The sequence below is a fragment of the Stenotrophomonas sp. Steno-Z10-HUANG genome, assembly GCF_056393075.1.
Window position 1 is genome coordinate 104,123 of the sequence record NZ_JBWJPA010000007.1, and the last position, 20,926, is coordinate 125,048.

17 protein-coding genes are annotated in these 20,926 nt (G+C 72.9%); 9 read left to right on the forward strand and 8 right to left on the reverse strand.

Going from position 1 to position 20,926, the window contains the following annotated elements; genetic code table 11:
• Positions 1 to 26: 26 nt before the first annotated feature.
• On the reverse strand, positions 27 to 728 hold the full coding sequence (locus tag AC06E6_RS11140) for a hypothetical protein (protein WP_478061339.1): 702 nt from the start codon (positions 726 to 728) through the stop codon (positions 27 to 29).
• A 162-nt stretch (positions 729 to 890) separates the two neighbouring features.
• Here AC06E6_RS11140 and AC06E6_RS11145 point away from each other — a divergent pair, with 162 nt between their 5' ends.
• Together AC06E6_RS11145 and AC06E6_RS11150 are read left to right on the forward strand one after the other, a co-directional pair.
• Positions 891 to 1,997 carry a sensor histidine kinase gene (locus tag AC06E6_RS11145; protein ID WP_478061341.1) on the forward strand — a complete coding sequence of 369 codons (1,107 nt, stop codon included), beginning with the start codon at positions 891 to 893 and terminating at the stop codon, positions 1,995 to 1,997.
• The gene (locus AC06E6_RS11150; RefSeq protein ID WP_293758892.1) at positions 1,994 to 2,629 is read left to right on the forward strand and encodes a response regulator transcription factor; all 636 of its coding nucleotides are present in this window, start codon (positions 1,994 to 1,996) and stop codon (positions 2,627 to 2,629) included. Before AC06E6_RS11145 ends, AC06E6_RS11150 begins: the two co-directional genes overlap by 4 nt.
• Positions 2,630 to 2,641: 12 nt before the next feature.
• On the opposite strand, the gene dmeF is transcribed toward AC06E6_RS11150, so the two are convergent.
• On the reverse strand, positions 2,642 to 3,604 hold the full coding sequence (gene dmeF / locus AC06E6_RS11155) for a CDF family Co(II)/Ni(II) efflux transporter DmeF (protein ID WP_478061343.1): 963 nt from the start codon (positions 3,602 to 3,604) through the stop codon (positions 2,642 to 2,644).
• 46 nt (positions 3,605 to 3,650) lie between these two features.
• On the opposite strand from dmeF, the gene AC06E6_RS11160 reads away from it, so the two are divergent.
• The 5 genes from AC06E6_RS11160 (at position 3,651) to AC06E6_RS11180 (ending at position 8,462) form a co-directional block, all read left to right on the forward strand.
• Complete coding sequence (locus AC06E6_RS11160; RefSeq protein WP_104940024.1) at positions 3,651 to 3,923, forward strand: metal/formaldehyde-sensitive transcriptional repressor; 273 nt, start codon at positions 3,651 to 3,653, stop codon at positions 3,921 to 3,923.
• 92 nt (positions 3,924 to 4,015) lie between these two features.
• On the forward strand, positions 4,016 to 4,747 hold the full coding sequence (locus tag AC06E6_RS11165; protein WP_478061345.1) for a DUF3348 domain-containing protein: 732 nt from the start codon (positions 4,016 to 4,018) through the stop codon (positions 4,745 to 4,747).
• Between the two features lie 10 nt (positions 4,748 to 4,757).
• Positions 4,758 to 7,154, forward strand: a complete 2,397-nt coding sequence (locus tag AC06E6_RS11170) for a DUF802 domain-containing protein (protein ID WP_478061347.1) — start codon at positions 4,758 to 4,760, stop codon at positions 7,152 to 7,154.
• Positions 7,151 to 7,798 (forward strand): OmpA family protein, encoded by a 648-nt coding sequence (locus AC06E6_RS11175; RefSeq protein WP_104940027.1) that lies wholly within the window; start codon positions 7,151 to 7,153, stop codon positions 7,796 to 7,798. Before AC06E6_RS11170 ends, AC06E6_RS11175 begins: the two co-directional genes overlap by 4 nt.
• Positions 7,788 to 8,462 (forward strand): DUF2894 domain-containing protein, encoded by a 675-nt coding sequence (locus AC06E6_RS11180; protein ID WP_478061349.1) that lies wholly within the window; start codon positions 7,788 to 7,790, stop codon positions 8,460 to 8,462. Before AC06E6_RS11175 ends, AC06E6_RS11180 begins: the two co-directional genes overlap by 11 nt.
• 124 nt (positions 8,463 to 8,586) lie before the next feature.
• On the opposite strand, the gene AC06E6_RS11185 is transcribed toward AC06E6_RS11180, so the two are convergent.
• The 3 genes from AC06E6_RS11185 to AC06E6_RS11195 all read right to left on the reverse strand — a co-directional run bounded on the left by AC06E6_RS11185 (position 8,587) and on the right by AC06E6_RS11195 (position 10,566).
• On the reverse strand, positions 8,587 to 8,982 hold the full coding sequence (locus AC06E6_RS11185; protein ID WP_313232033.1) for a DUF3224 domain-containing protein: 396 nt from the start codon (positions 8,980 to 8,982) through the stop codon (positions 8,587 to 8,589).
• Positions 8,983 to 9,081: 99 nt separating this feature from the next.
• On the reverse strand, positions 9,082 to 9,636 hold the full coding sequence (locus tag AC06E6_RS11190; protein ID WP_478061351.1) for a hypothetical protein: 555 nt from the start codon (positions 9,634 to 9,636) through the stop codon (positions 9,082 to 9,084).
• Positions 9,637 to 9,816: 180 nt separating this feature from the next.
• On the reverse strand, positions 9,817 to 10,566 hold the full coding sequence (locus tag AC06E6_RS11195) for a pirin family protein (protein WP_478061353.1): 750 nt from the start codon (positions 10,564 to 10,566) through the stop codon (positions 9,817 to 9,819).
• 87 nt (positions 10,567 to 10,653) lie between these two features.
• On the opposite strand from AC06E6_RS11195, the gene AC06E6_RS11200 reads away from it, so the two are divergent.
• Together AC06E6_RS11200 and AC06E6_RS11205 are read left to right on the forward strand one after the other, a co-directional pair.
• A complete protein-coding gene (locus AC06E6_RS11200) occupies positions 10,654 to 11,583 on the forward strand; it encodes a LysR family transcriptional regulator (RefSeq protein WP_478061354.1) in 930 nt (309 codons plus the stop codon).
• A gap of 33 nt (positions 11,584 to 11,616) precedes the next feature.
• A complete protein-coding gene (locus tag AC06E6_RS11205; RefSeq protein ID WP_478061356.1) occupies positions 11,617 to 11,817 on the forward strand; it encodes a hypothetical protein in 201 nt (66 codons plus the stop codon).
• 188 nt (positions 11,818 to 12,005) lie between these two features.
• On the opposite strand, the gene recD is transcribed toward AC06E6_RS11205, so the two are convergent.
• Genes recD through recC form a run of 3 tightly spaced genes read right to left on the reverse strand, consistent with a single transcriptional unit; the run spans position 12,006 to position 20,919 of the window.
• A complete protein-coding gene (gene recD / locus AC06E6_RS11210) occupies positions 12,006 to 13,943 on the reverse strand; it encodes an exodeoxyribonuclease V subunit alpha (protein ID WP_478061358.1) in 1,938 nt (645 codons plus the stop codon).
• The gene (locus AC06E6_RS11215; RefSeq protein ID WP_478061359.1) at positions 13,940 to 17,566 is read right to left on the reverse strand and encodes a UvrD-helicase domain-containing protein; all 3,627 of its coding nucleotides are present in this window, start codon (positions 17,564 to 17,566) and stop codon (positions 13,940 to 13,942) included. The genes recD and AC06E6_RS11215 overlap by 4 nt, the downstream gene beginning before the upstream one ends.
• On the reverse strand, positions 17,563 to 20,919 hold the full coding sequence (recC, locus tag AC06E6_RS11220) for an exodeoxyribonuclease V subunit gamma (protein ID WP_478061361.1): 3,357 nt from the start codon (positions 20,917 to 20,919) through the stop codon (positions 17,563 to 17,565). The genes AC06E6_RS11215 and recC overlap by 4 nt, the downstream gene beginning before the upstream one ends.
• Positions 20,920 to 20,926 lie beyond the last annotated feature (7 nt).

The following is a 20,926-nucleotide window of genomic DNA, read 5'->3' on the forward strand; positions in this document are numbered from 1 at the left end:
CGTTGGCAGCTGGCGCCCGCCGCGGCTCACCGCGCGGGCATGGTCCGGCGGCCGTACCTGCGGTCCAGGCGGAGGCCGATGACCACCGCCACCACCACCGGCGCCATCCACGGGAACAGCTCGACCAGCAGCGGCGGCACCGCGGCGTGCGCCTGCAGCCACTGCCACAGCGGGCGCATGCCGATGCCGAGGAACGCCACGTGGGTGGCGATGCCCGCGCCCAGCATGGACTGGTAGTGCTGGCGCAGTGCCCAGTCCAGGCGCGACGGGCCGCGACGGGCGAATTTCCACATGCGCCCACCCACCCACAGGCCGATCGTGGAGAAGCCCAGGAACAGCAGCTGGCCATGGCGGACACCGACCACCAGCGTGGCCAGCGCCAGCAGCAGCACCGGCCACAGCGCCAGTTTCCAGCCGACGCGCGCCACCAGCCGCTTCCAGTCGCGCTTGTCGGTGACCGCGCGCCACGCCAGCCAGGCGGCGTTGCCGGTGAGGGCCATCAGGTAGGCCAGGAACAGTGCCGACAGCGGCTGCTTGCGGAACCAGGCGTACTCCACGGTGATCGGCAGCGCGGTGGCGACGATCGCCGCCATCGCCAGCAGGTACACCTTGCCCAGCGCACGATGCCGCGGCGAGCCCTTCTTCATCAGCGCCGCCGACCAGAAGCCGACCAGCGCGACCACCCCGGCCAGCACATGCAGCGCGACGAACAACGAATACCCAGGCATGACATCCTCCGATGGCGGCCGGCGGAATGCGGCGGCTGGTGCACAGATTCGTCGCACGGCGTCGGCCACGGCAGTCGCCGTGGTCACCTCCGGACCCTGCCGGAAGTCACTTTCTGCAGCGTCCCCCTTGCCGCCGGCCGGCGCGCCCACCAGCATGCATGCATGGAACTCGGCTCGCAGTCGCGCTGGCGCGGACTTCTCCACCCCCTCAATCTGGCCGGACTGCTCACCTGGTGTGCGGTGGCCTTCACCCTGTCCTATGGCGACACCGCGCTGCTGCCCTGGCGCTGGGGCTGTGCCCTGCTGTTCCTGGCCGCCTTCCTGGTGGCCACGGCGCTGCCGCGGGCGTCCTGGCAACGCGCCGCGCTGCTGCTGGTGGAAGCCGTCGCGGCGCTGGCGCTGGTACGGCTGGCGCATTACAGCGGGGTGGCGCCGGCGCTGCTGGTGATGCTGGCGGCGCAGGTCGCCGCCACCTGGCCGCTGCGCATCGCCCTGCTGGCGGTCGCCGCGCTGGACCTGGGCATGTACGCCGTGCTGCACGGGGTCAACGCGCACGCCGGGGTGGTGGTGATGATCTTCGCCGGCTTCCAGGCGTTCGCCATGCTGACCACGCACTACGCGCGCAGCGCCGAGCTGGCCCGCGACCGCCTGGCGCTGGTCAACGCCGACCTGCTCGCCACCCGTGCGCTGCTGGCCGAAAGCTCGCGCGACGCCGAGCGCCTGCGGCTGTCGCGCGACCTGCACGATGTCGCCGGGCACACGCTCACCGCGCTGCGCCTGCAGCTGCGCGCGCTGGCCGCGCAGCCGGGCGCACCGGCTGGGCTGGCGTCGTGCGAACGGCTTTCCGCCGAACTGCTGGGCGACATCCGCGCCGTGGTGCAGTCACTGCGCGACGGCGGCGGGCTGGACATCGCCACCGCCCTGCACGCGCTGGCCGCGCCGCTGCCGCGGCCACGCCTGCACCTGCAGCTGGACGACAACGTGCGGGTGCGCGACACCGCGCTGGCCGAGGCGCTGCTGCGCTGTGTGCAGGAAGCGCTGACCAACAGCGCGCGCCACGGCGACGCGCAGGTGCTGCACGTCGCCCTGCGGCAGCACGACGGGCGCCTGCTGCTGGACATGCACGACGACGGGCGCCTGCGCGGCGAACTGCGCGAGGGCAACGGCCTGACCGGCATGCGCGAACGCGTCGCCGAGCACGGCGGCAGGCTGCAGCTGCGGCGCAAGCCGGACGGCGCGCTGCACATCCAGGCGGAGTTCGCGGCATGAGCAGCGCCCCGCGCATCGCCCTGGTCGACGACCAGGCCCTGATCCGCGCCGGCCTGCGCGCGTTGCTGCAGCAACAGGGCATCGACATCGCCTTCGAGGCCGACAGCGGCGAGGCGCTGCTGGCACGCCTGGCGCAGCAGCCGGTGCAGCTGATCGTCTCCGACATCCGCATGCCGGGCATGGATGGCATCCAGGCGTTGCAGGCGCTGCGCGCGCGCGGGGACCTGACGCCCTGCCTGTTCCTGACCACCTTCGACGAGAGCGACCTGCTGCTGCGTGCCACCGCGGCCGGCGCGCAGGGTTTCCTGCTCAAGGACGCCGCGCCGGAAGACCTGCGCGACGCCATCGTGCGCATCGTCGCCGGGCAGACCCTGCTGCAACCGGTCAGCACCGACCCGGTACGCCAGCGCTATCGCTACCACGCCGACGATGCGCCGCGCGAGCTGTTCAGCCAGAAGGAAGTGGCGGTGCTGCGGCTGATGGCCGGCGGCTACAGCAACCGCGAGATCGCCGCCAGCCTGTTCCTGGCCGAGGGCACGGTGAAGAACTACGTCTCGGCCATCCTGGACAAGCTCGACACCCGCGACCGTACCCGCGCGGTGCTCAAGGCGATCACGCTGCGGGTCATCTGAGCGCCGCCGTGCTCAGGGCGCGGCGCTACGCACTTCCACGGTGACGTGCACGATCTCCTCGTGCACCGACAGCGCGCGGTGGAACAGCTCGGCGTCGACACCCGGCACGGTCGCCACTTCCATCGCGCAGGCGAAGCGGCCGCGGCCGACCTGCCAGACATGCAGGTCGCTGATATGGGCCGGCACCGGCCCCTGTTCCACCGCCTCGCGGATCTCGGCCACCACCGGCGCGTCCATCTCCGCGTCGAGCAGCACCCACCCGGTCTGCCGGATCAGGCCCCAGGCCCACACCGATACCAGCACCGCGCCGACGATACCCATCAGCGGGTCCAGCCACGACGCATTGAAGTACAGCCCGCCGAGCAGCGCGATGATCGCCAGCACCGAGGTGGCGGCATCGGCCAGCACGTGCAGGTAGGCCGAACGCTGGTTGAGGTCGTGCTCATGGTGGCCGTGGGGTTCGTGGCCATGGTGGTGGTGAGGGGGGTGGTGCCCATGGTCGTGGTGGTGGTGGTCGTGCTGGTCGCGCAGCCACCACGCGCACAACAGGTTCACCGCCAACCCCACCACGGCAATGGCGATGGCCTGCTGGTAGTGGATCGGGCTGGGCTTGAACACCCGCGCGATCGACTCGAAGGCCATCAGCCCGGCCACGCCCAGCAGCAGGATCGCGCTGGTGTAGCCGGCCAGGATCTCGATCTTCCAGGTGCCGAAGGCGAAGCGCGGGTCGTCGCGGTAGCGCCGCGCGCAGGCGTAGGCGAACGCGGCCAGGCCCAATGCCAGCGCATGCGAGCTCATGTGCCAGCCGTCGGCCAGCACCGCCATGGAGTTGAACCACCAGCCGCCGGCGATCTCCACCACCATCATCATCAGGGTCAGCGCCATGGCGCGGCGGGTATTCTTTTCGGCCATCGGGTTGCCATGGCTGAACGCGTGGCTGTGCTGGCGGGAGCGGGCAAGGGTTTCGGGATTCATGGCGTGACACCTTCTCAGATACCCCCATAGGGTATACGATCCGGCCATGGCCCATATCCAGCGCGACAGGAAGAAGCTGCTCACCCGGGTGCGTCGCATCGCCGGCCAGGTGGCCGCGCTGCAGCAGGCGCTGGAAGCCGGCGACGACTGCGACGCGGTCCTGGTGCAGATCGCCGCCGCCAAGGGCGCCATGCACGGGCTGATGCTGGAGGTGATGGCCGGCCACCTCAGCGACCATGTCGTGGCCGAGGCCGATCCGGCGCGGCGCGCGGACGAGGCCGGGGTGCTGCTGGAACTGCTCAGGCGGCACGCGCGGTGACGCCGCCCGGGCCCGCCGGCCAGGCATGAATGCGGGCTGCCGGGGCACCCCCTGGCGGGCCATGTAAAATGCCCGATTTTTCGGTCAGGACCATGGCGAAAGCTTCCACACGGGCGCCCGTGCTGGGCCCGGCGTTCATTCGCCTGCTGGCCCGCTTCGGCGACGCCGACCTCCCGCGCACGCCGCCGGTACTGACCGAGCGGCTGGCGCAATGGTTCGACTGGAACCGCGCCATCACCCTGTCGCGCGCGCTGGACAACCGGCTGCCGGCCGCCGCCGACGGTCCCGCCTTCGACACCGCCCAGGAAGCCGAATGCGCGCGCCTGCGGCGTTCGCTGCTGGATACCATCGACGCCGACGTCGACCTGTCCGCGCCACGCCGCAAGGACGCCAGCGCCGCCAACGTCGACCCCGGCTACCTGCCCTACCGGCAGCACTGCCTGGCCGCGCAGCGCGCGATGCAGGCGGCCACCGGCCTGCTGCGCGGCCGCCTGCGCGACATGCTGGCACTGCAGTCGCCGGCCAAGGCACGCCTGGCCGAGGTAGACGCGGTGATGGAAGCCACGCTCAGCCCGCGCGAACAGGCGCTGCTGGCGATCGTCCCCGGCCTGCTCGGCCTGCACTTCCAGCGGCTGCGCGATGCCGGCGCCCCGGACACCCCCGATACCGCCGCCGCCGACGCGGCGGACGACACTCCCGCTGCTCCCGCCGCCGGCCCCTGGCTGGCACGGTTCCGCCAGGACATGCGCACCGCGCTGCTGGCCGAACTGGACGTCCGCTTCCACCCCATCGACGGCCTGCTCGCCGCGTTGCGCACCCGGTAACCGCCTCTCCATGTCCAGAAATCCCATCGTTCCCGTCGTGTTCCTGGCCGGCCTGCTGGCCGTGTGCTGGATCGGCATCGGCTACCTCGGCAGCCATCCGCTGGCCGCCGCGGTGGCCGCGCTGATCGCCGCGTGCTACCTGGCCGGCGGCTTCGAACTGCTGCGCTACCGGCAGGCCACCGCCACCCTGGTGCAGGCGCTGCCATCGCTGGGCGAGGCCGCCGGCGACCTCGACGGCTGGCTGTCGCGGCTGCAGCCGGGCCTGCGCCACGGCGTGCGGCTGCGCATCCAGGGCGACCGCGTCGGCCTGCCGGCACCGGCGTTGACCCCCTACCTGGTTGGCCTGCTGGTGCTGCTGGGCATGCTCGGCACCCTGCTGGGCATGATGGCGACCCTGCGCGGCACCGGGCTGGCGCTGGAGAGCGCCACCGACCTGGACGCCATCCGCAGTTCGCTGGCCGCGCCGGTCAAGGGCCTGGGTTTCGCGTTCGGCACCTCCATCGCCGGCGTCGCCAGCTCGGCCGCGCTGGGCCTGCTGTCGGCGCTGCTGCGGCGCGAACGCGCGCAGGCGGTACAGCAGCTCGACGCGGGCATCGCCACGCACCTGGGGCACCTGTCGCACGCGGTACAGCGCCGCGAGACCTTCCGCCTGCTGCAGGAACAGAACGCGCTGATGCCGGCGCTGGTCGAGCGCCTGCAGGCCCTGGCCGACACCCTGGAGCGGCAGCAGCACGACGCCGGGCAACGCCTGCAGGCCAGCCAGCAGGCATTCCACCAGCACAGCGAGGCGGCATGGACGCAGCTGGCCGGTTCGCTGCAGCAGGCGCTGCGCGACGGCATCGCCCAGCAGGCCAACGCCGTCGGTGCCGCGCTGCAGCCGGTGGTGGACACCACCATGGCCGCGCTGGCGCAGAAGTCCGACCGCCTGCAGGCGGCCATCGAACAGGCCGTGCACCGCCAGCTCGACGGCCTGGACAGTGCCGTGCAGGGCGCGGCCAGCGCCGCGCGCGAGAGCTGGAGCGCCGCCGTCGCCGAGCAGCAGCGCGGCAACGCGGCACTGGCCGATGGCCTGCAGCAGGCGCTGCAGCAATTCGCCGCCACCTTCGAGCAGCGCTCGGCCGCGCTGGTCGACGGCGTGGCGGCGCGGCTGGAAGACAGCAGCAGCCGGACCGCCGACGCCTGGAACAGCGCACTGGCGCGCCAGCACGACGCCCACGTGGCGCTGGCCGAGCGCAACGAGCAGGCGCTGGTGGCCGCCGCCGAACACCTCGACCGGCATGCACGCGCGCTGGTCGACACGCTGGGACAGGCGCACGGCGAACTGCAGGCGGCACTGGCCGCGCGCGACGAACAGCGGCTGGCGCACTGGTCGCAGTCGCTGGCGGCGATGCTCGCCACGCTGGAGGAGAACTGGCAGCGCAACGGCGCGCAGGTCGCGCAGCAGCAGCAGCAGGTGTGCGACGCGCTGGCACGCACCGCGGGCGAGGTCTCGGCCCAGCTGCAGGCCGCGGCCGGCGGCGCGCTGGAGGGCATCGCCGGCAACGCGCAGGCGCTGACCGACGCCGCCGCCGACTTCGCCCGGCGCAGCGACGCCATGATCGACGCCCTGCAGCGTTCGCATGGCGAACTGCAGGGCGCCCTGCAGGCGCGCGACGCCGAGCGCCTGGCGCAATGGCGCGATGCCTTCGCCCAGCTGACCGGCGAATTCGGCCAGCGCTGGGAACACAGCAGCGCCCAGGTCGCCGCGCAGCAGCAGCAGGTCTGCGACACCCTGGTACAGACCACCCAGGCGATCCACGCACAGGCGCAGGCACAGGCGCGCGATACCCTGGCCGAGATCGGGCGGCTGGTCGCCACCGCGTCCGAGGCGCCGCGCGCGGCCGCCGAAGTGGTCGCCGAGCTGCGCCAGAAGCTGTCCGACAGCATGGTCCGCGACACCGCCATGCTGGAAGAGCGCGGGCGCCTGCTGGAGACCCTGCAGACCCTGCTCGACGCGGTCAACCATGCATCGCACGAACAACGCGGCGCCATCGACGCGCTGGTCTCGACCTCGGCCGAGCTGCTGGAGCGCGTGGGCAGCCGCTTCAGCGCGCAGGTCGAAGGCGAGGCCGGGCGGCTCGACGCCGCCGCCGCGCACGTCACCGGCAGCGCGCTGGAAGTGGCGAGCCTGGGCGAAGCATTCGGCGGCGCGGTGCAGGCGTTCGGCGACGCCACCGGCAGCCTCAATGAACGCCTGCAGGCCATCGAATCGGCGCTGGAGAAATCGCTGGCGCGCAGCGACGAGCAGCTCGCCTACTACGTGGCGCAGGCACGCGAAGTGATCGAGCTGAGCATGCTGTCGCAGAAGCAGATCATCGGCCAGCTGCAGCAACTGGCCGGCACCGGCGACGGGGCCGCCGGCGCATGAGCGACGAGATCGAGTTCGACGCCGAATCCAGCGCCACCACCTGGGCCGCGTTCGGCGACCTGATGTCGGTGCTGCTGGGCGCGTTCGTGCTGATCCTGGCCAGCGTCATCGGCATCCAGCTGCTGCTGCACAACCGCCTGGACGAGGAAGTGAAGCAGCGCCAGGCCGAGGCCGCGCGGCTGAAGACCCTGGAGCAGGCACTGGCCGCGCCGCTGGCGGCCGGCCGGGTGACCGTGATCGACGGCCGCATCGGCATCAGCGGCAGCGTGCTGTTCGCGCTCAACTCCGACCAGCTGCAGCCCGAGGGCCGCGAGCTGCTGCAGAGCATCGCCGGGCCGCTGCGCGACTACCTGTCCGCGCGCGACGAGATCCTGATGGTCAGCGGCTTCACCGACAACCAGCCGGTGCGCGCGGCCAACGCCCGCTTCGCCGACAACCTGGAACTGTCGGCGGCGCGCGCGCTCACCGTCACCCGCACCCTGATCACCGACGGCGTGCCGTCGTCGTCGGTGTTCGCCGCCGCGTTCGGCGCCGAGCAGCCGGTCAGCTCCAACGACGACGAGGCCGGCCGCGCGAAGAACCGGCGCGTGGAGATCGCGCCGATCCCGCGCCACGCGCCCGATGGCAAGGCCGATGGCCGCTGAGGCCGGCGATGTCCACGCGCGGCTGGAAGCCTGGCAGCAGCAGGGCGCCGACCGCATCGATCCGCTGCGCTTCGCGCTGATGCGCGCGCTGGCGCGGCACGCGGCGCGCCACGACGGCGCGCTGCGGCAGCGCCTGGACGCCCGCCTGCGGGAGCTGGCCGATGCCTATGCCGCACTGCCACCGCCCACCGGGCTGCCGCGATCGACGCACGCCGCCGGCGCCAGCCCACTGCGACAGCTGCTGGACCGGTTCGGCCATGCGCGGCCGGCGGCGGCACCGGCGCAGGCCGCCGCCCCGGCTGCACCCGGTGCAGCGGGCGACGCCAGCGACGCCGTGCCGGTCGTCGATCTGGCCGCGCCGATGCCGGTACTGGACGAGTTCCAGCAGCTGTGGACCCGCATCCGCATCGACGGCCTGCTGCGACACTGCCTCGACGGCCTGCCCGAGGACGCCGGCCCGCTGCATTCCAGCGTGCTCACCTACCGCGCCATGGCGCTGATGCGCGAGGTCTGCCCCGATTACCTGCAGCATTTCGTCGCCTACACCGACGCGTTGTCGTGGCTGGAGCAGCTCGGCGGCGGTACCGCCGGTGGCAATGATGGCGATGGCGCCGCGGCCGCCCGCAGGCCCACGCGCAGCCAGCGGCGCAAAAAGCCGCAATGACCCACGCACCCGCAGGAGCGCACTTCAATGCGCGACGGGGCCTGACAGGAAGAACTTCATCGCGCACCGCAGCACGCTCCTGCAGACGCGCTCCTGGGCGGACGCGGGCGGCCCGGCTTTCGCCTCAGGGATCGCGGAAGCCGTAATCGAAGGTGTAGTGGTGCCTGCCGTCGACGATGTCGATGGCGATGCGGCCGTGCAGGCCGGCCAGCTCGCCGGTGCCGCTGTCGGGTACCACGGTGAGGTCGAGCCGGGGCGCGCCGCGGTCCATGACACCGTTGTGCTGGGCATGGAAGCTGCCGCGGCGGCCGTCGAGGGTGCCTTCGATGCGTTCCAGGGCGACGTAGGCGCCGGAGCCGGATACAGGCGACATCATCGCCAGCATGTGCACCACGCTGCTGGCGTCCAACGGGCCATGGAAGCGCTTGTCGAAACGCACATGGCCGACGACCGCGCCGCCGCCGATGTCCAGCGATTCCTGCGGGACGCGCGTGATGTCGAACTCGCCCTTGGCCTGCATGACGGGATTCCCGGGTTGGCAAGGAAAGCAGTCTAGGCGGGGACCGCGCATGCCGCCATTGCCGGCGCCGGCGCTACCCGCAAAGCCCACGGTGGACCATCAGCGGAACCAGATCTTCAGCGTCACGTACATTCCATAACCCAGCGCCAGCACCAGCCACACCAGAAACAGAACGTTGGCCCAGTACGCGCCCGCATGCGCGACCAGCGTATACACCTGCCCGGCGCAGCCCTTGCCGAGGCAAGGTATCTGGCCCCGCGCCAGCGCGCGCATGATGGCGAACAGCGCATAGCCCGCCACGCCGGCGGTCATCAGGAAGCCCACCGGCCCCACCAGCCCCTGGGTCGGCGCGCCGTTCTCGTCGAAGGGCGCTTTCTGGAGCTGCTTCTGCCCGAACCGGTACCAGACCCATCCCAGCAGGAGCAGGGAAGAGTAGTAGAGGAAGTCACGCATGTCGTCGCGGTACCGTGGCCGGCCAATCCGCAGTATGGCGGCAAGCGCAACCGCTGCCTGTGGCACCATGCACGGATTGGCAGACAAGGTGCCTGCTTCCTGCGGCTCCCGGGCCCGGCGCTGTCCGCGCATGCGCAGGCCGGTCGCCTCCGACCCGCCGTCGCGAAGCGATGCGCTGACCCACCCCCGTTCGTACGCCATGCCGGGGAGAACCCGCGCGGCGCCGGGAATGTCGCGGCGAATCCGCAGCGGCAGTGGCGCCCGGGTTCTAGCGGAAGGCACGGGTGTCTGCGTCGCTCCCGCATCCGGCTTGCCTTCGCGGACGACGGCAAGGGCGCGGTCGCCCGCGCACCTGCGTCTATCACCAGGCGGTCCCGCCGCTCAGGAGGCGGTATCCACCAGCACCAGTTCGGCGTCTTCCAGCGCGCGCACGGTGATGCTGCCCTCACCGGCAATGGCGGCGCCGTCGCGGGCTTCGAGCGGCACGCCGTTCACTTCCACCTTGCCGGTGTTGGGCACCAGGTAGCCGTGGCGGGTGGCGTCGCGGAAGTGGTACGTGGTGCTCTCGCCGGCCTTCAGCGACGCGCCCAGTACGCGGGCGTCGGCGCGGATCGGCAGGGCCTCCTCGTCACCCTGCATGCCACTGGCCAGGGCGATGAAGCGACCGGAGCGCCCACCCTTGGGAAAGGGCTTGGTACCCCACGCCGGGGCGCCGCCGCGCGCATCCGGGATGATCCAGATCTGGAAGATGCGGGTCACCCCCGGCTCCAGGTTGTACTCGGCATGGCGGATGCCGGTGCCGGCACTCATCACCTGCACGTCGCCGGCCTCGGTACGGCCCTTGTTGCCCTGGTCGTCCTGGTGGCTGATGGCGCCCTCGCGCACATAGGTGACGATCTCCATGTCCGCGTGCGGATGCGGCGGGAAGCCGGTGCCGGGCTGGATGGTGTCGTCGTTCCACACCCGCAGGGCGCCCCAGTGGACGCGCGCCGGGTCATGGTAGCCGGCAAAGGAAAAGTGGTGCCTGGCATCCAGCCAACCGTGGTTGGCTCCGCCAAGGGTGGCAAACGGGCGACGCTCGATCATGATCGTGTCCTGCAGGGTGGTTGCGATGGGGGCCAGTCTAGGCACGCGCGTTTGCTTCCGGAATGGAAGGAATGAAAAGACATTCTTTCCGTTTGTGCCATGATCCAATCTCCTCCTCCCACAGCGTCCGCCATGAGCCAACTGCCCGACCTAGAAGCCTGGGCCATCTTCGCCAGGGTCGCCGAGGCCGGCTCCTTCGCCCGTGCGGCCGAAGCGCTGGGGCTGTCGCAGGCCACCGTGTCCAAGGCCATCACCCGGCTCGAAGCACGCATCGGCACCACCCTGTTCCACCGCACCTCGCGGCGCATGTCGCTGACCGACGCCGGCGCCGCGGCACTGGAGCGCGCCGTGCGCATCCTCGACGAGGGCGAGGCGGTGGAGGCCGAGGTCGCCGACCGTTCGGCCACGCTGCGCGGGCTGGTGCGGGTGGCCGCGCCGATGTCCTTCGGTGTGGCGCAGCTGGCGCCGCTGCTGCCGGCGTTCATGCGCGCGCACCCGGACGTGGAGCTGGATATCCAGCTCAGCGACGCGCAGGTGGACCTGGTGGCCGAGCGCTTCGACCTGGCGTTGCGCATCTCCACCCTGGCCGACTCCAGCCTGCGCGCGCGGCGGCTGTGCCAGGTGCGGATCCTGCTGGTCGGCGCGCCGGCCTATTTCGCCGAGCACGGCAGGCCGCAGCACCCGCGCGACCTCGCCGGCCACCGCGGCTTCCAGTACAGCTACACCCGCGGTGGCAACACCTGGCGCTTCCGCCACCCGCGCCACGGCGAATATGCGCAGACCGTGCCGCGCCAGTTGCAGGCCAACAACGCCGAAGTGTTCGCCGCGGCGCTGCGCGGCGGGCTGGGACTGGCCCTGCAACCGGAGTTCATGGTCTGGGACGACCTGCGCGCCGGCCGCCTGGAAACGGCGATGGACGACTGGCAGGTGGAGCCGATCGCGCTGCACATCGTCACCCCGCCCGGCCTGCGCCGCCCGGCGCGCGTACAGCGGCTGATCGACTACCTCGCCGCCGGGCTGGAACGTGCGCCGTGGGCGACGGGCGCGGGCGCAAGCCGCTGACCTCGCGGCTGGACGAGGACCACGGGGAAGGCGATGACCCTGGCGATGCGCATGCTGCTGGCGGGCCTGCTGCTGGTGCTGGCCGCAACCGCGGGCGCGACCGCGCAGGTACCGGACCGGGCCTTCATCGAAGGCCGCGACGACGCGCTCGATACCAACCCGCTGGAAAGCCAGCTGCGCGATCGCCCCGATTTCCCGCCAGCGCCGCTTTCTCGGCGATCGCTTCCAGGATGAATCCATGCGGCGTCATGCCGGTTTCCTTCGCCATCTCGGCGATGCGGGCCTTCAACTCGTCCGCAAGGCGGATGGTGGGGGTGCCCATGAGCTGCCCCGTTGGATCACTGATTCCGGACCGAAGTAGCACACGTGTGCTACTTGTCGGCACGAGCACTGATCGCCGGTCATGCAGGGCACAGCGGGCACTATCCCTGCGCCTGGCCCAGCCGCTGCGCCAGGCCCGACCAGCGGCTGGCGTGGCGCGACAGCGCGGCTTCGATCACCGCCGCGTCGCCGGCCAGGTGCAGGGCGTGGCGGGCGCGGGTGATGCCGGTGTAGAGCAGTTCGCGGCTGAGCACGCGGTTGTCGCGGTGCGGCAGCTGCAGCCAGACCTCGTCGAACTCCGAACCCTGCGCCTTGTGCACGGTCATGGCAAAGGCACTTTCGTGCGCCGGCAATGCCGCCGGGTGGAACGGCCGCGGCGCGTCGGGACCGTCGCCGGCGAACCAGGCGGTGGTACCGCGGCCGGTGCCGTCCCGCAGGCAGATGCCGACATCGCCGTTGAACAGGCGGTGGCGATAGCTGTTCTCGGTGACCAGCAGCAGGCGCCCGTGGAAGTGGGCGGGGGCGCCGCCGCGCGGGGTCGTGCCGCCGAGCAGTTCCTCGATGCGCGCGTTGAGCCCGCGCGCGCCCTGCAGGCCTTCGCGCACGGCGGTGAGCAGGCGCAGGCGCCCGGCCAGGGCCAGCGCCTGTGCCGGCGTCTGCGCGGCGGCCAGTGCTTCCCAGTAGCGCTGCAGCGGTTCACGCCAGGCCTGCAGCGGATCGTCCTCGGTCTCGTGGAAGTGCACGCCGGGCAGCTGCGCGTCGCGCAGCAGCGACAGCGCGCGGGCGGCGTCGCCGCCGCGCATCGCCGCGGCCAGCGGTGCCAGCTGCAGCGCCTCGCTCTGCCGGTAGCCGCGCTGCAACTGCACGCGGGTGCCGGCGAAACCGGTCGCCGGCGGCGTGATGGATGCCGCCGGCAGTGCGCCCAGCAGCCCCTGCAATGCCTGCGCGTCGTCGGGCGTGATGCGCGTGCCGTCGCCGGCGGCGCGCAGGATGGCGCCGAGCACGTCGCCGGCTTCCACCGAGGGTAGCTGGTCCGGGTCGCCGAGCAGCACCAGCCGGGTGCCGCTGGCCACCGCCTCGACCAGCTTGGCCATCAGCGGCAGGTCGATCATCGAGGCCTCGTCGACCACGATCGTGTCGTACGCCAGCGGGTTGTCGGCGTGGTGGCGGAAGCGCGGCGAATCCGGAATCACGCCCAGCAGCCGATGCAGGGTGGTGCCGGTGGTCGGCAGCTGCGCGCACAGCGCGGCGTCCACGCCCAGCCGCGGCAGCTGCTGCACGGCGTTGCGCAGGCTTTCGGCCATGCGCTCGGCGGCGCGGCCGGTGGGCGCGGCCAGCGCCACGCGCGGCGGCGCGCGGCCGGCGGCCTGGGCCTGCGCGGCCAGCAGCACCAGCAGGCGCGCGATGGTGGTGGTCTTGCCGGTACCCGGCCCGCCGGTGACCAGCAGCAGCGCGTGGCGCAGGGCCAGCGCCGCGGCGCGGGCCTGCTGGTCGCCAGCGGGGGAAGCGTCGGTGGGTCCGGCGGCCGCAGCGGCGGGCACCTGGGCGAACAGGTCACCCTGCCGGGCCGCCGGGCCCGGCGCGGCGGCCGCGTTGCCGGGAAACAGCTGCGCGAACAGCGGCGCCAGCGCCGCCGGATCGGCGGCCTGCAGCGGGGCCTGGCCGATGCGCTGCAGGCCCAGCGCCAGCCGCCGCTCGTACTCGCGGTAGCGCCGCAGGTACAACAGGCCGTGTTCCCAGGCCAGCGGCGCCTGCGTGGCCTCGTCGGCATCGTCGTCGGGCCGCGCCACCCAGGGCGATGCCTGCAGCTGCGCGATCCAGCCTTGCGCGTCGGGCCAGGGCAGCGCGGCCTCGACCAGCCGCGCCGGCCGCGCCGGGTCGAACCCGGCGTGGCCGTGGGCGACGGCCAGCGAGGCCAGCGCGGCGGCGGCCAGTACCGCGTCGGGGGTATCGGGATCGAGCCGGCGCAGGCTTTGCGCCAACGCGTGGTCGAGCGCACGCAGCGCCCCGGCCTTGTTGAGTGCGGCCAGCAGGCTCATGGCTGGCCTCCCAGCCGGGCCAGCAGCGCGGCGTGGGCGTCGTCACCGCCGGCGAACAGCGCGTCCACCGCGTGCACCAGTTCCGGCGCGAAGGCATGCGCGTACACCCCCGGCGAAGGCGTGCGGGTCGCATCCAGGCCACGGCAGAACAGGTAGCGGATGCCGCCGAAATCACGCGCGTAGTCATAGCCGTCGCCCAACCGGAAGCGTAGCCAGCGGTGCAGCGCCACGGTGTAGATCAGCGCCTGCAGGTCGTACTCGCTGTGGCGCATGGCCGCCTCCAGCTGCGCCGGGGCGTAGCCGGGCAGGCGGTTGGACTTGTAGTCGAGCACGTACCAGCGGCCGTCGCGCAGGTAGGTCAGGTCGATCTTGCCGGTCATCAGTCCTTCCAGGCGGCCACGCGCACCGAAGCCGTGGCGGCCGCGCACCACGCCGTGCGCATGCAGCACGCGCAGCAGCACCGGCACCGCGGTGGGCTGCATGGCGAAGTGGAATTCGATCTCGGCACGGCGCTCGCCCGCGGCCAGCGCATGCAGCGCGCCGCCTTCGGGCAGGTCCACGGTCAGGGTCTGCCCGACCAGCACGGTGAGCAGGGCCACGCCGTCGTCGATGTCGGCCTCTGCATAGCCTTCGGCGCGCAGTGCCGCGGCGATTACTCCGGCCTGCCCCGCAGGCGCCGCGTCGCCCGGCCGCCAGCCGCGCCAGGCGCCGAAGTCGGTGTTCTCCAGTGCCGCATGCAGCACGTTGCCGAAGCGGCTGCCGGCGAAGCGCGGATCGAAGGCCTCCTGCGCCGTGACGGGATCCTGGCCGGCATCGTCTTCGCCCTGCGCCGGTTCGTCGGCGGCGCCGCCGCTGTCCTGCGTGGCGGCGGCCGACGTGTCGTGGCCGGCCTCGGCGTGGGCGAGCTGGGTGAAGCTGTAGACCCACCAGTCCAGCGCCAGCGCGCGGCGCACCCCACGCACCGGCGGCACCGCCGGCTCGTGCGCGGGCGGCAGCCGCGCGGGCAGCGCATCCACGCTGCCCGCGACGATCTGGATGTCGGGGTGCGCGGCCAGCCGCTGCATGTCATCCAGCAGCGGCCCCAGCCGCGAACCGGGCAGCCCGGCCAGGGCGCCACCGGCGATCCACAGCGCGTGCTCGGCGCGGGTGAGGCCGACGTACAGCAGGCGCGCGGCTTCGGCCGCCTCCTCGGCGGCGGCCTGCTGGCCGACCGCCTTCCACTCCGCCGCGTCCTTGTCGATCTTCCAGTGCAGTACGCGGCGCTCACCATCGTGCACGATGCGGTGGCCGTCGCTGGCCGGTGCGCCGCCGTCGATGCCGACGAACGGCAGGTACACCAGCGGGTATTCCAGGCCCTTGCTCTTGTGCAGGGTGATGACCTGCACCCGGTGCGCGTCCGATTCCAGGCGCAGCAGCTGGGCCTCGTCGCCGTCGTCGGCGTGGGCGATGCGCGCCTGCAGCCAGTCGAGCAGGCCATGCAGGCCGATGCTGCGGCTGCCGGCTTCCTGCAGCAGTTCGCCCAGCTGCAGGTAGTTGGTCAGGCGGCGTTCGCCGTCGACCAGCGCCAGCAGGCGCTCGGCCTGTTCGGCGCACAGGTCCGACAGCATCGCCAGCACGCCGCCGCGCTGCCAGCGCTCGCGCCATTGCAGCAGGCGTTCCTGGTGCCGGCGCTGGCGGTCGCCCTCGTGCTCCATCGCGGCGATGGCCGCGGCGCTTTCGCCCAGCAGCACGGTGGCCAGCGCGGCGCGCAGGCGGCCTTCGTCGGCCGGTTGCAGCAGCGCCAGCAGCAACAGCCGCAGCTCGTGCGCCTCAACGGTCGCGAACAGGCTGTGTTTGCCGGCGGCCACCGCGGGAATGGCGGCAGCGGCCAGCGCCTGCTGGATGCGCGTGGCCTCGCGGTGCGAGCGCACCAGCACGGCGATGTCGCCGGGGCGCACCGGGCGGCCATCGACCAGCGCCCTGCCCTGGCGCGCCGCGGACAGCACGCGGTGGATGTCGGCCACGCAGGCCACGGTGGCGGCGTGGCGCGAGTCATCGGCCTTGAGCGGCTTGCCATCGGCGTCGGCGTCGAGCAGGTGCAGGGTCAGCGCCGGCGCGGGGACGCCGTCGAGCAGGTAGTCGGCATCGCTGCGCTTGGAGCCGGGCTCGACCGGCTCGAAGCGGATGCGCGGGTCGAGGAAAGCCTGTTCGCCGGCGTTGGCGTACAGCGCGTCGATCGCGCGCAGCAGCCCGGGGCGCGAACGGAAGTTGTGCGCCAGTCGCGGCGCCTCGGCGGCGCGCTCGCGGGCCTGCAGGTAGGTGTGCACGTCGCCGCCACGGAAGCCGTAGATGGCCTGCTTGGGGTCGCCGATCAGGAACAGCGCGGCGGCGGCGGGCGGTTCGGCGAACACCCGGCGGAAGATGTCCCACTGGCGCGGGTCGGTGTCCTGGAATTCGTCGACCAGGGCGAAGCGGTACTGCGCGCGCAGGCGTTCGGCCAGCACCATGCCGGCTTCGCCGTCCAGCGCCGCATGCACGCCGTCGATCAGGTCGTCGTAGGTCTGCACCCGGTACTGCTGCTTGTGCCGCGCCAGGCGCTGGCGGGCGTCGTCGCGCAATGCATGCAGCAGGACGATGGACTGCTGCCGGCGCCATTCGGCGAAGCGCGCCTGCGCCTGCACGTAGTCGGCGATCAATGGCTGCAGCGGCGACACCGGGGTGCTGCCGGCCTTGGCCTTCACGGTGCGGGCCGTCAGCGCGTCGAGGGTGAGCCGCTGCAGCCGCTCGTCCAGCGTTGCGGCCGGATCGGGATGGCGCGCCCAGTGCAGCAGCTGCCGGAACAGCGGTTCGATCCATTCGGCCTTGTAGCTGCTCCTGTTGAGCACGCCGCCCTCCAGCGCGGCGCGCAGCTGCTGCAGGTAGGCGTCGCCATGCGCGGCCAGCCCGCCGGCAAGGCGCAGCGCGGCGGCGTCGCGCGGCGGGCCGGCATCGTCCAGCGGCGCTGGCGGCAGCGCCGGCAGCAGCGGCAGGTCGGCGACCAGTACCGGCAGGTCGGCCGCCAGGGCGTCCGGGCCCTTCCACAGCGCGGTCAGGGCCGCCAGCGCATCCCCGCGGGCGGCATGCTGCCGCCACAGGTCGGCCGCGAGCCCGGCGTGGAGCGCGCGGGTATTGGTCAGCAGTTCCGGCGCGGCGAAGCTGTGGCCGCTCTCCAGCGCGTGTTCGGCCAGTACCCGGGCGCAGAAGCCATGGATGGTGAAGATCGCCGCCAGGTCGGTTTCCTCGGCGGCGATGCGCAGGCGCCGCGCCAGCTGCGCGGCGCTTTCGGTGCCCAGCTGCAGGTAACGGCGCAGGATGGCGCCGGTCAGCGCGACCTCGTGGCCCGCGTCCGCCGCTGGCGCGGCCTCGGCCAGCCGCGCCGCCAGGTCCAGGCGCTCGCGGATGCGCCTGCGCAGTTCCTGGGTCGCCGCTTCGGTGAAGGTGACGGCCAGGATCTGGCCCATGCGCAGGTGCCGTTCCACCACCAGCCGGGTGAACAGGGTGGCCAGGGTGAAGGTCTTGCCGGTACCGGCGCTGGCCTCGATCAGGCGCAGGCCGTCCAGCGGCAGCTCCAGGTACGGGTCGTTCACAGGTGCTGCGGCGCTCATGCGCGGTCCCCGCCGCCGGTCGCCACCCGGCCCTCGCGCAACGCGGTGAACACCACCAGGCTGTTGTGGATAAATCTGTTGGTAGTGGCCGCGTCGGCGAACGGATCGGCGCCGCGCAGCGCCAGTTGCACGGCTTCGCCGTCACGCTCGCCCCAGCTGCGGTCGCTGCCATGCCACTTCTCGCGCGCGACCTTTTCGCGGGCGTCCGGATCGGCGTTGTAGATCGCCCAGCCGGTGTAGGGGGCGAACGGCAGCGGCGCCTGCAATCCCCGCGCACGCAGCTGCAGCAGGGCCTGCAGGGCGGCGCGGGCCTGTTCAGCCGGTGGCGGCGGCAGGATGTGCGGGCCAAAGCCGCCATCGCCGGCATCAATGAACTGCAGCAGCGGCAGCGGCACGCCGGCGGCATTGGCCAGCAACCATTCCAACCCGCTGCGCAGCACCCAGGCCACGCCCGGCGCACCGGCCTGCAGGCGGGGCAGCCCCTGTGGATGGATCTGCGCGACACGGCCGTGGACGGTGGTGCCGTCGATCGCCACTTCCAGCCGCTGCGACTGCAATGGCGCGCCGTCGTACCACTGCGCGAAGCTGTCCGCGCACGGGCGGATGCGACCCAGCAGCTGCTCGAACTGCTGCCGGCCCAGCGCCCCGGAGGGCAGCAGCGCGCGCGCCCGCAGGCGCTCGTACAGGCCCTGTTCGCTGCCTTCCAGCAATGCGCCGAGTACCTGCTGCTGCAACGCGCTGTGCTCGCGCCCGCGTTCGGGCAGCACCAGCGGTTCGAGGTCGTCACCGGGCAGGATCTCGCCGCCCAGGCGCAGCCCCAGCCGCTGTTCCAGGAACTGCCCGGCCGGGTCGGCCAGGAAGCGGCGCAGCGCATCCAGCGACAGCGCGGGTTCGCGCAGGGCGTCGGGCAGAGGCGCGTCCAGTGCACCGGCGGACCAGGGCGCCAGCGGCTGGCGCTGGCCACCGACCGCGCCGGCGGCCGGGTGCCACTGGCGGCGGTAACTGAAACGCCGCGGCTCGCCATCGCCGCCGAACGCGGCCGGGGCGAAGGGCTGCAGCGGATGGCGCACGACCATCGCCTGGCGCGCGCTGGCCGCATCGGCATGGCAGGCGGCCACCGCGTCGATCAGCTCGCTGACCAGCACCGAAGGCTCGCGTTCGCTGCCGTCGCGCGCGTCGGCGCCGAGGTAGCTCAGGTAGAACACGTCCTGCGCCGACGCCAGCAACTGCAGGAACAGGAAGCGGTCGTCCTCGCGCAGCGAACGGTCGCCGTGGCGGCGCCGCCCGGTGCCGAGTTCGGCGGTGAGCCGGCTCAGGCCGGCGGCCGGGTCGCGGCGCGGGAAGTCGCCGTCGTTCAGGCCCAGCACGCAGATCGCGCGGAACGGCAGCAGCCGCATCGGCACCATGCGCCCGAAACTGACGCCGCCGGTGAGCAGCGGCGCGCGGGTGTCGGCCTCGGACAACACCGTGGAAAAGTGCGCACGCACCACCTCGGCGGGCACCGCCGCATCGAAGCCGGCCTTTTCCGCGTCCTCGGCGAAGGCGTTGATCAGCTTGCGCAGCCGGTCCAGCGCGCGCTGGGTGGACGGCTCGGCGGGCGTTTCCGGCAGCAGCGCGTCCAGCAGGCCAAACAGGCGTTCGCGCCACTGCGCCGGCGCCAGCGCCTCGGCCAGCGCCTTCTGGTGGCGGGCGAGCACCCGCAGCAGGCGGATCAGCGCATCCAGCGCGGCCAGTGCGCTGCCTTCCAGCTCCGGCCACGGCGCGACGCCGGCCAAGTCGTCGTCGCTGCCGCTGGCGTGGCCGAGCAGCAGCCGGTCCAGGGCGAACTGCCAGGTGCAGGCGTCGTCGAGCGGGGCCTGGTGCTGGCCGCGGTGCGCCGCATCCAGCCCCCAGCGCGCACCGGCGGCCTGCAGCCAGCCGTGCAGGCGCTCGAACGCGGCCGCGTCCAGTCCGGCGGCGGCGGCCAGCGGCGGGCTGGCGAGCAGGTCGAGGATCTCGTTGAGGCCGAAGCGCGACACCGGCAGCCCCAGCAGCTGCACGAACACGTCGGCCAGTGGCTCGCCCTGCAGCGGACTGGCGTCGGCCAGTGCCCACGGAATATGGCCCTCGCCGCCGCCGCGGCCGCCGAACACCGATTCCAGGTACGGCACGTAGGGGTCGATGTCCGGCGCCAGCACCGCGATCTCGCGCGGCTGCAGCGGCGGGTCGAAGCGCGGATCGTCCAGCAGCGCGCGCAGCTGGTCGTGCAGCACCTGCATTTCCCGCAGGCGGGTATGGCAGGCGTGGACCTGCACGCTGGGGTCGTCCAGCCGCAGCGCCGGGCGCAGCGGCGCCGGCGGCCGCGCGCGGCGGTGGAACAGGTCGGCCTGCAGGCGGTGCAGCAGGCTGTCGCGCAGGCCGCCCTGGTCCAGCGTCGGCCCGTCGCGCCGCTCGGGATCGGCATAGGCGGCGATCTCGCCGGACGGGTGCACCACTTCGTAGCTGCCCAGCACCGCCATGAAGTCGCGCCCGGCCGCGCCCCAGGCCTGCAGCAGCGGGTTCTCGCCGGCGTCGCTGCCGAACGGATCGTCGACGCCGCCGCGCAGCCGTTCGGCCAGGGTCTGCAGGTCGCCCCAATAGGCGCGCGTGGGCGTGGGCAGGTAGAAATGCAGCGTACCGACCCGCGCCTGGGTGGCGATCACCCGCAGCACGTCGGGCGAGACGTTGAGCGTGGCGAAGGCGAACAGGCGCGCCGGCAGGCCGCGCGGCAGCGGCTGGCCGGCGCCCTCGAACCGCGCCAGGTAGTCGTTGATGCGGCGCGCGCGGTGCTGCTGGCCGCCGGCGATGCGGCGCCAGAGGATGGCCTGCGGATCGGCGGGATCGGCGCCGGCCTCCCAGCGCAGCAGCCAGTCGCGGCGCCAGGCCTGGTACTTCTCGAATACCCCGCCCAGTTCGGCGGCCAGCGACCACACCCGCAGCGGGTCGCCGGCGCCGGGCGCGTCGCCCCCCAGATAGGTGCGCAGCGCGGCCATCGCCGGCTGCCGCATCAGCGCCGGGTCGGTCAGGGCCGCGTACAGCCGCCACTGCAGCCCCGGCGCGCCGAGGTCGTCCTGCTCGCCGGGCACGTTTTCCTGCAGCGCGCGGGCAACGAACTCACCCGGCGTGAGGAATTCGAGATTGGCGGCGATGCCGTATTCGGCGGCCAGCGTGGACTGCAGCCAGCGGCGCATCGCCACCTGCGGGATCAGGACCGTGTCGGCCGCCAGCAGCGGCTGCCCGGGCGCGGGCGCGCGCAGCGCGTGGGCCAGCAGCGAGGCGAGCACGTCCAGCGCATTGGAGTGGTAAAGGCGGAAATCCGCGGCGGCATCAGGCATGGCCGCG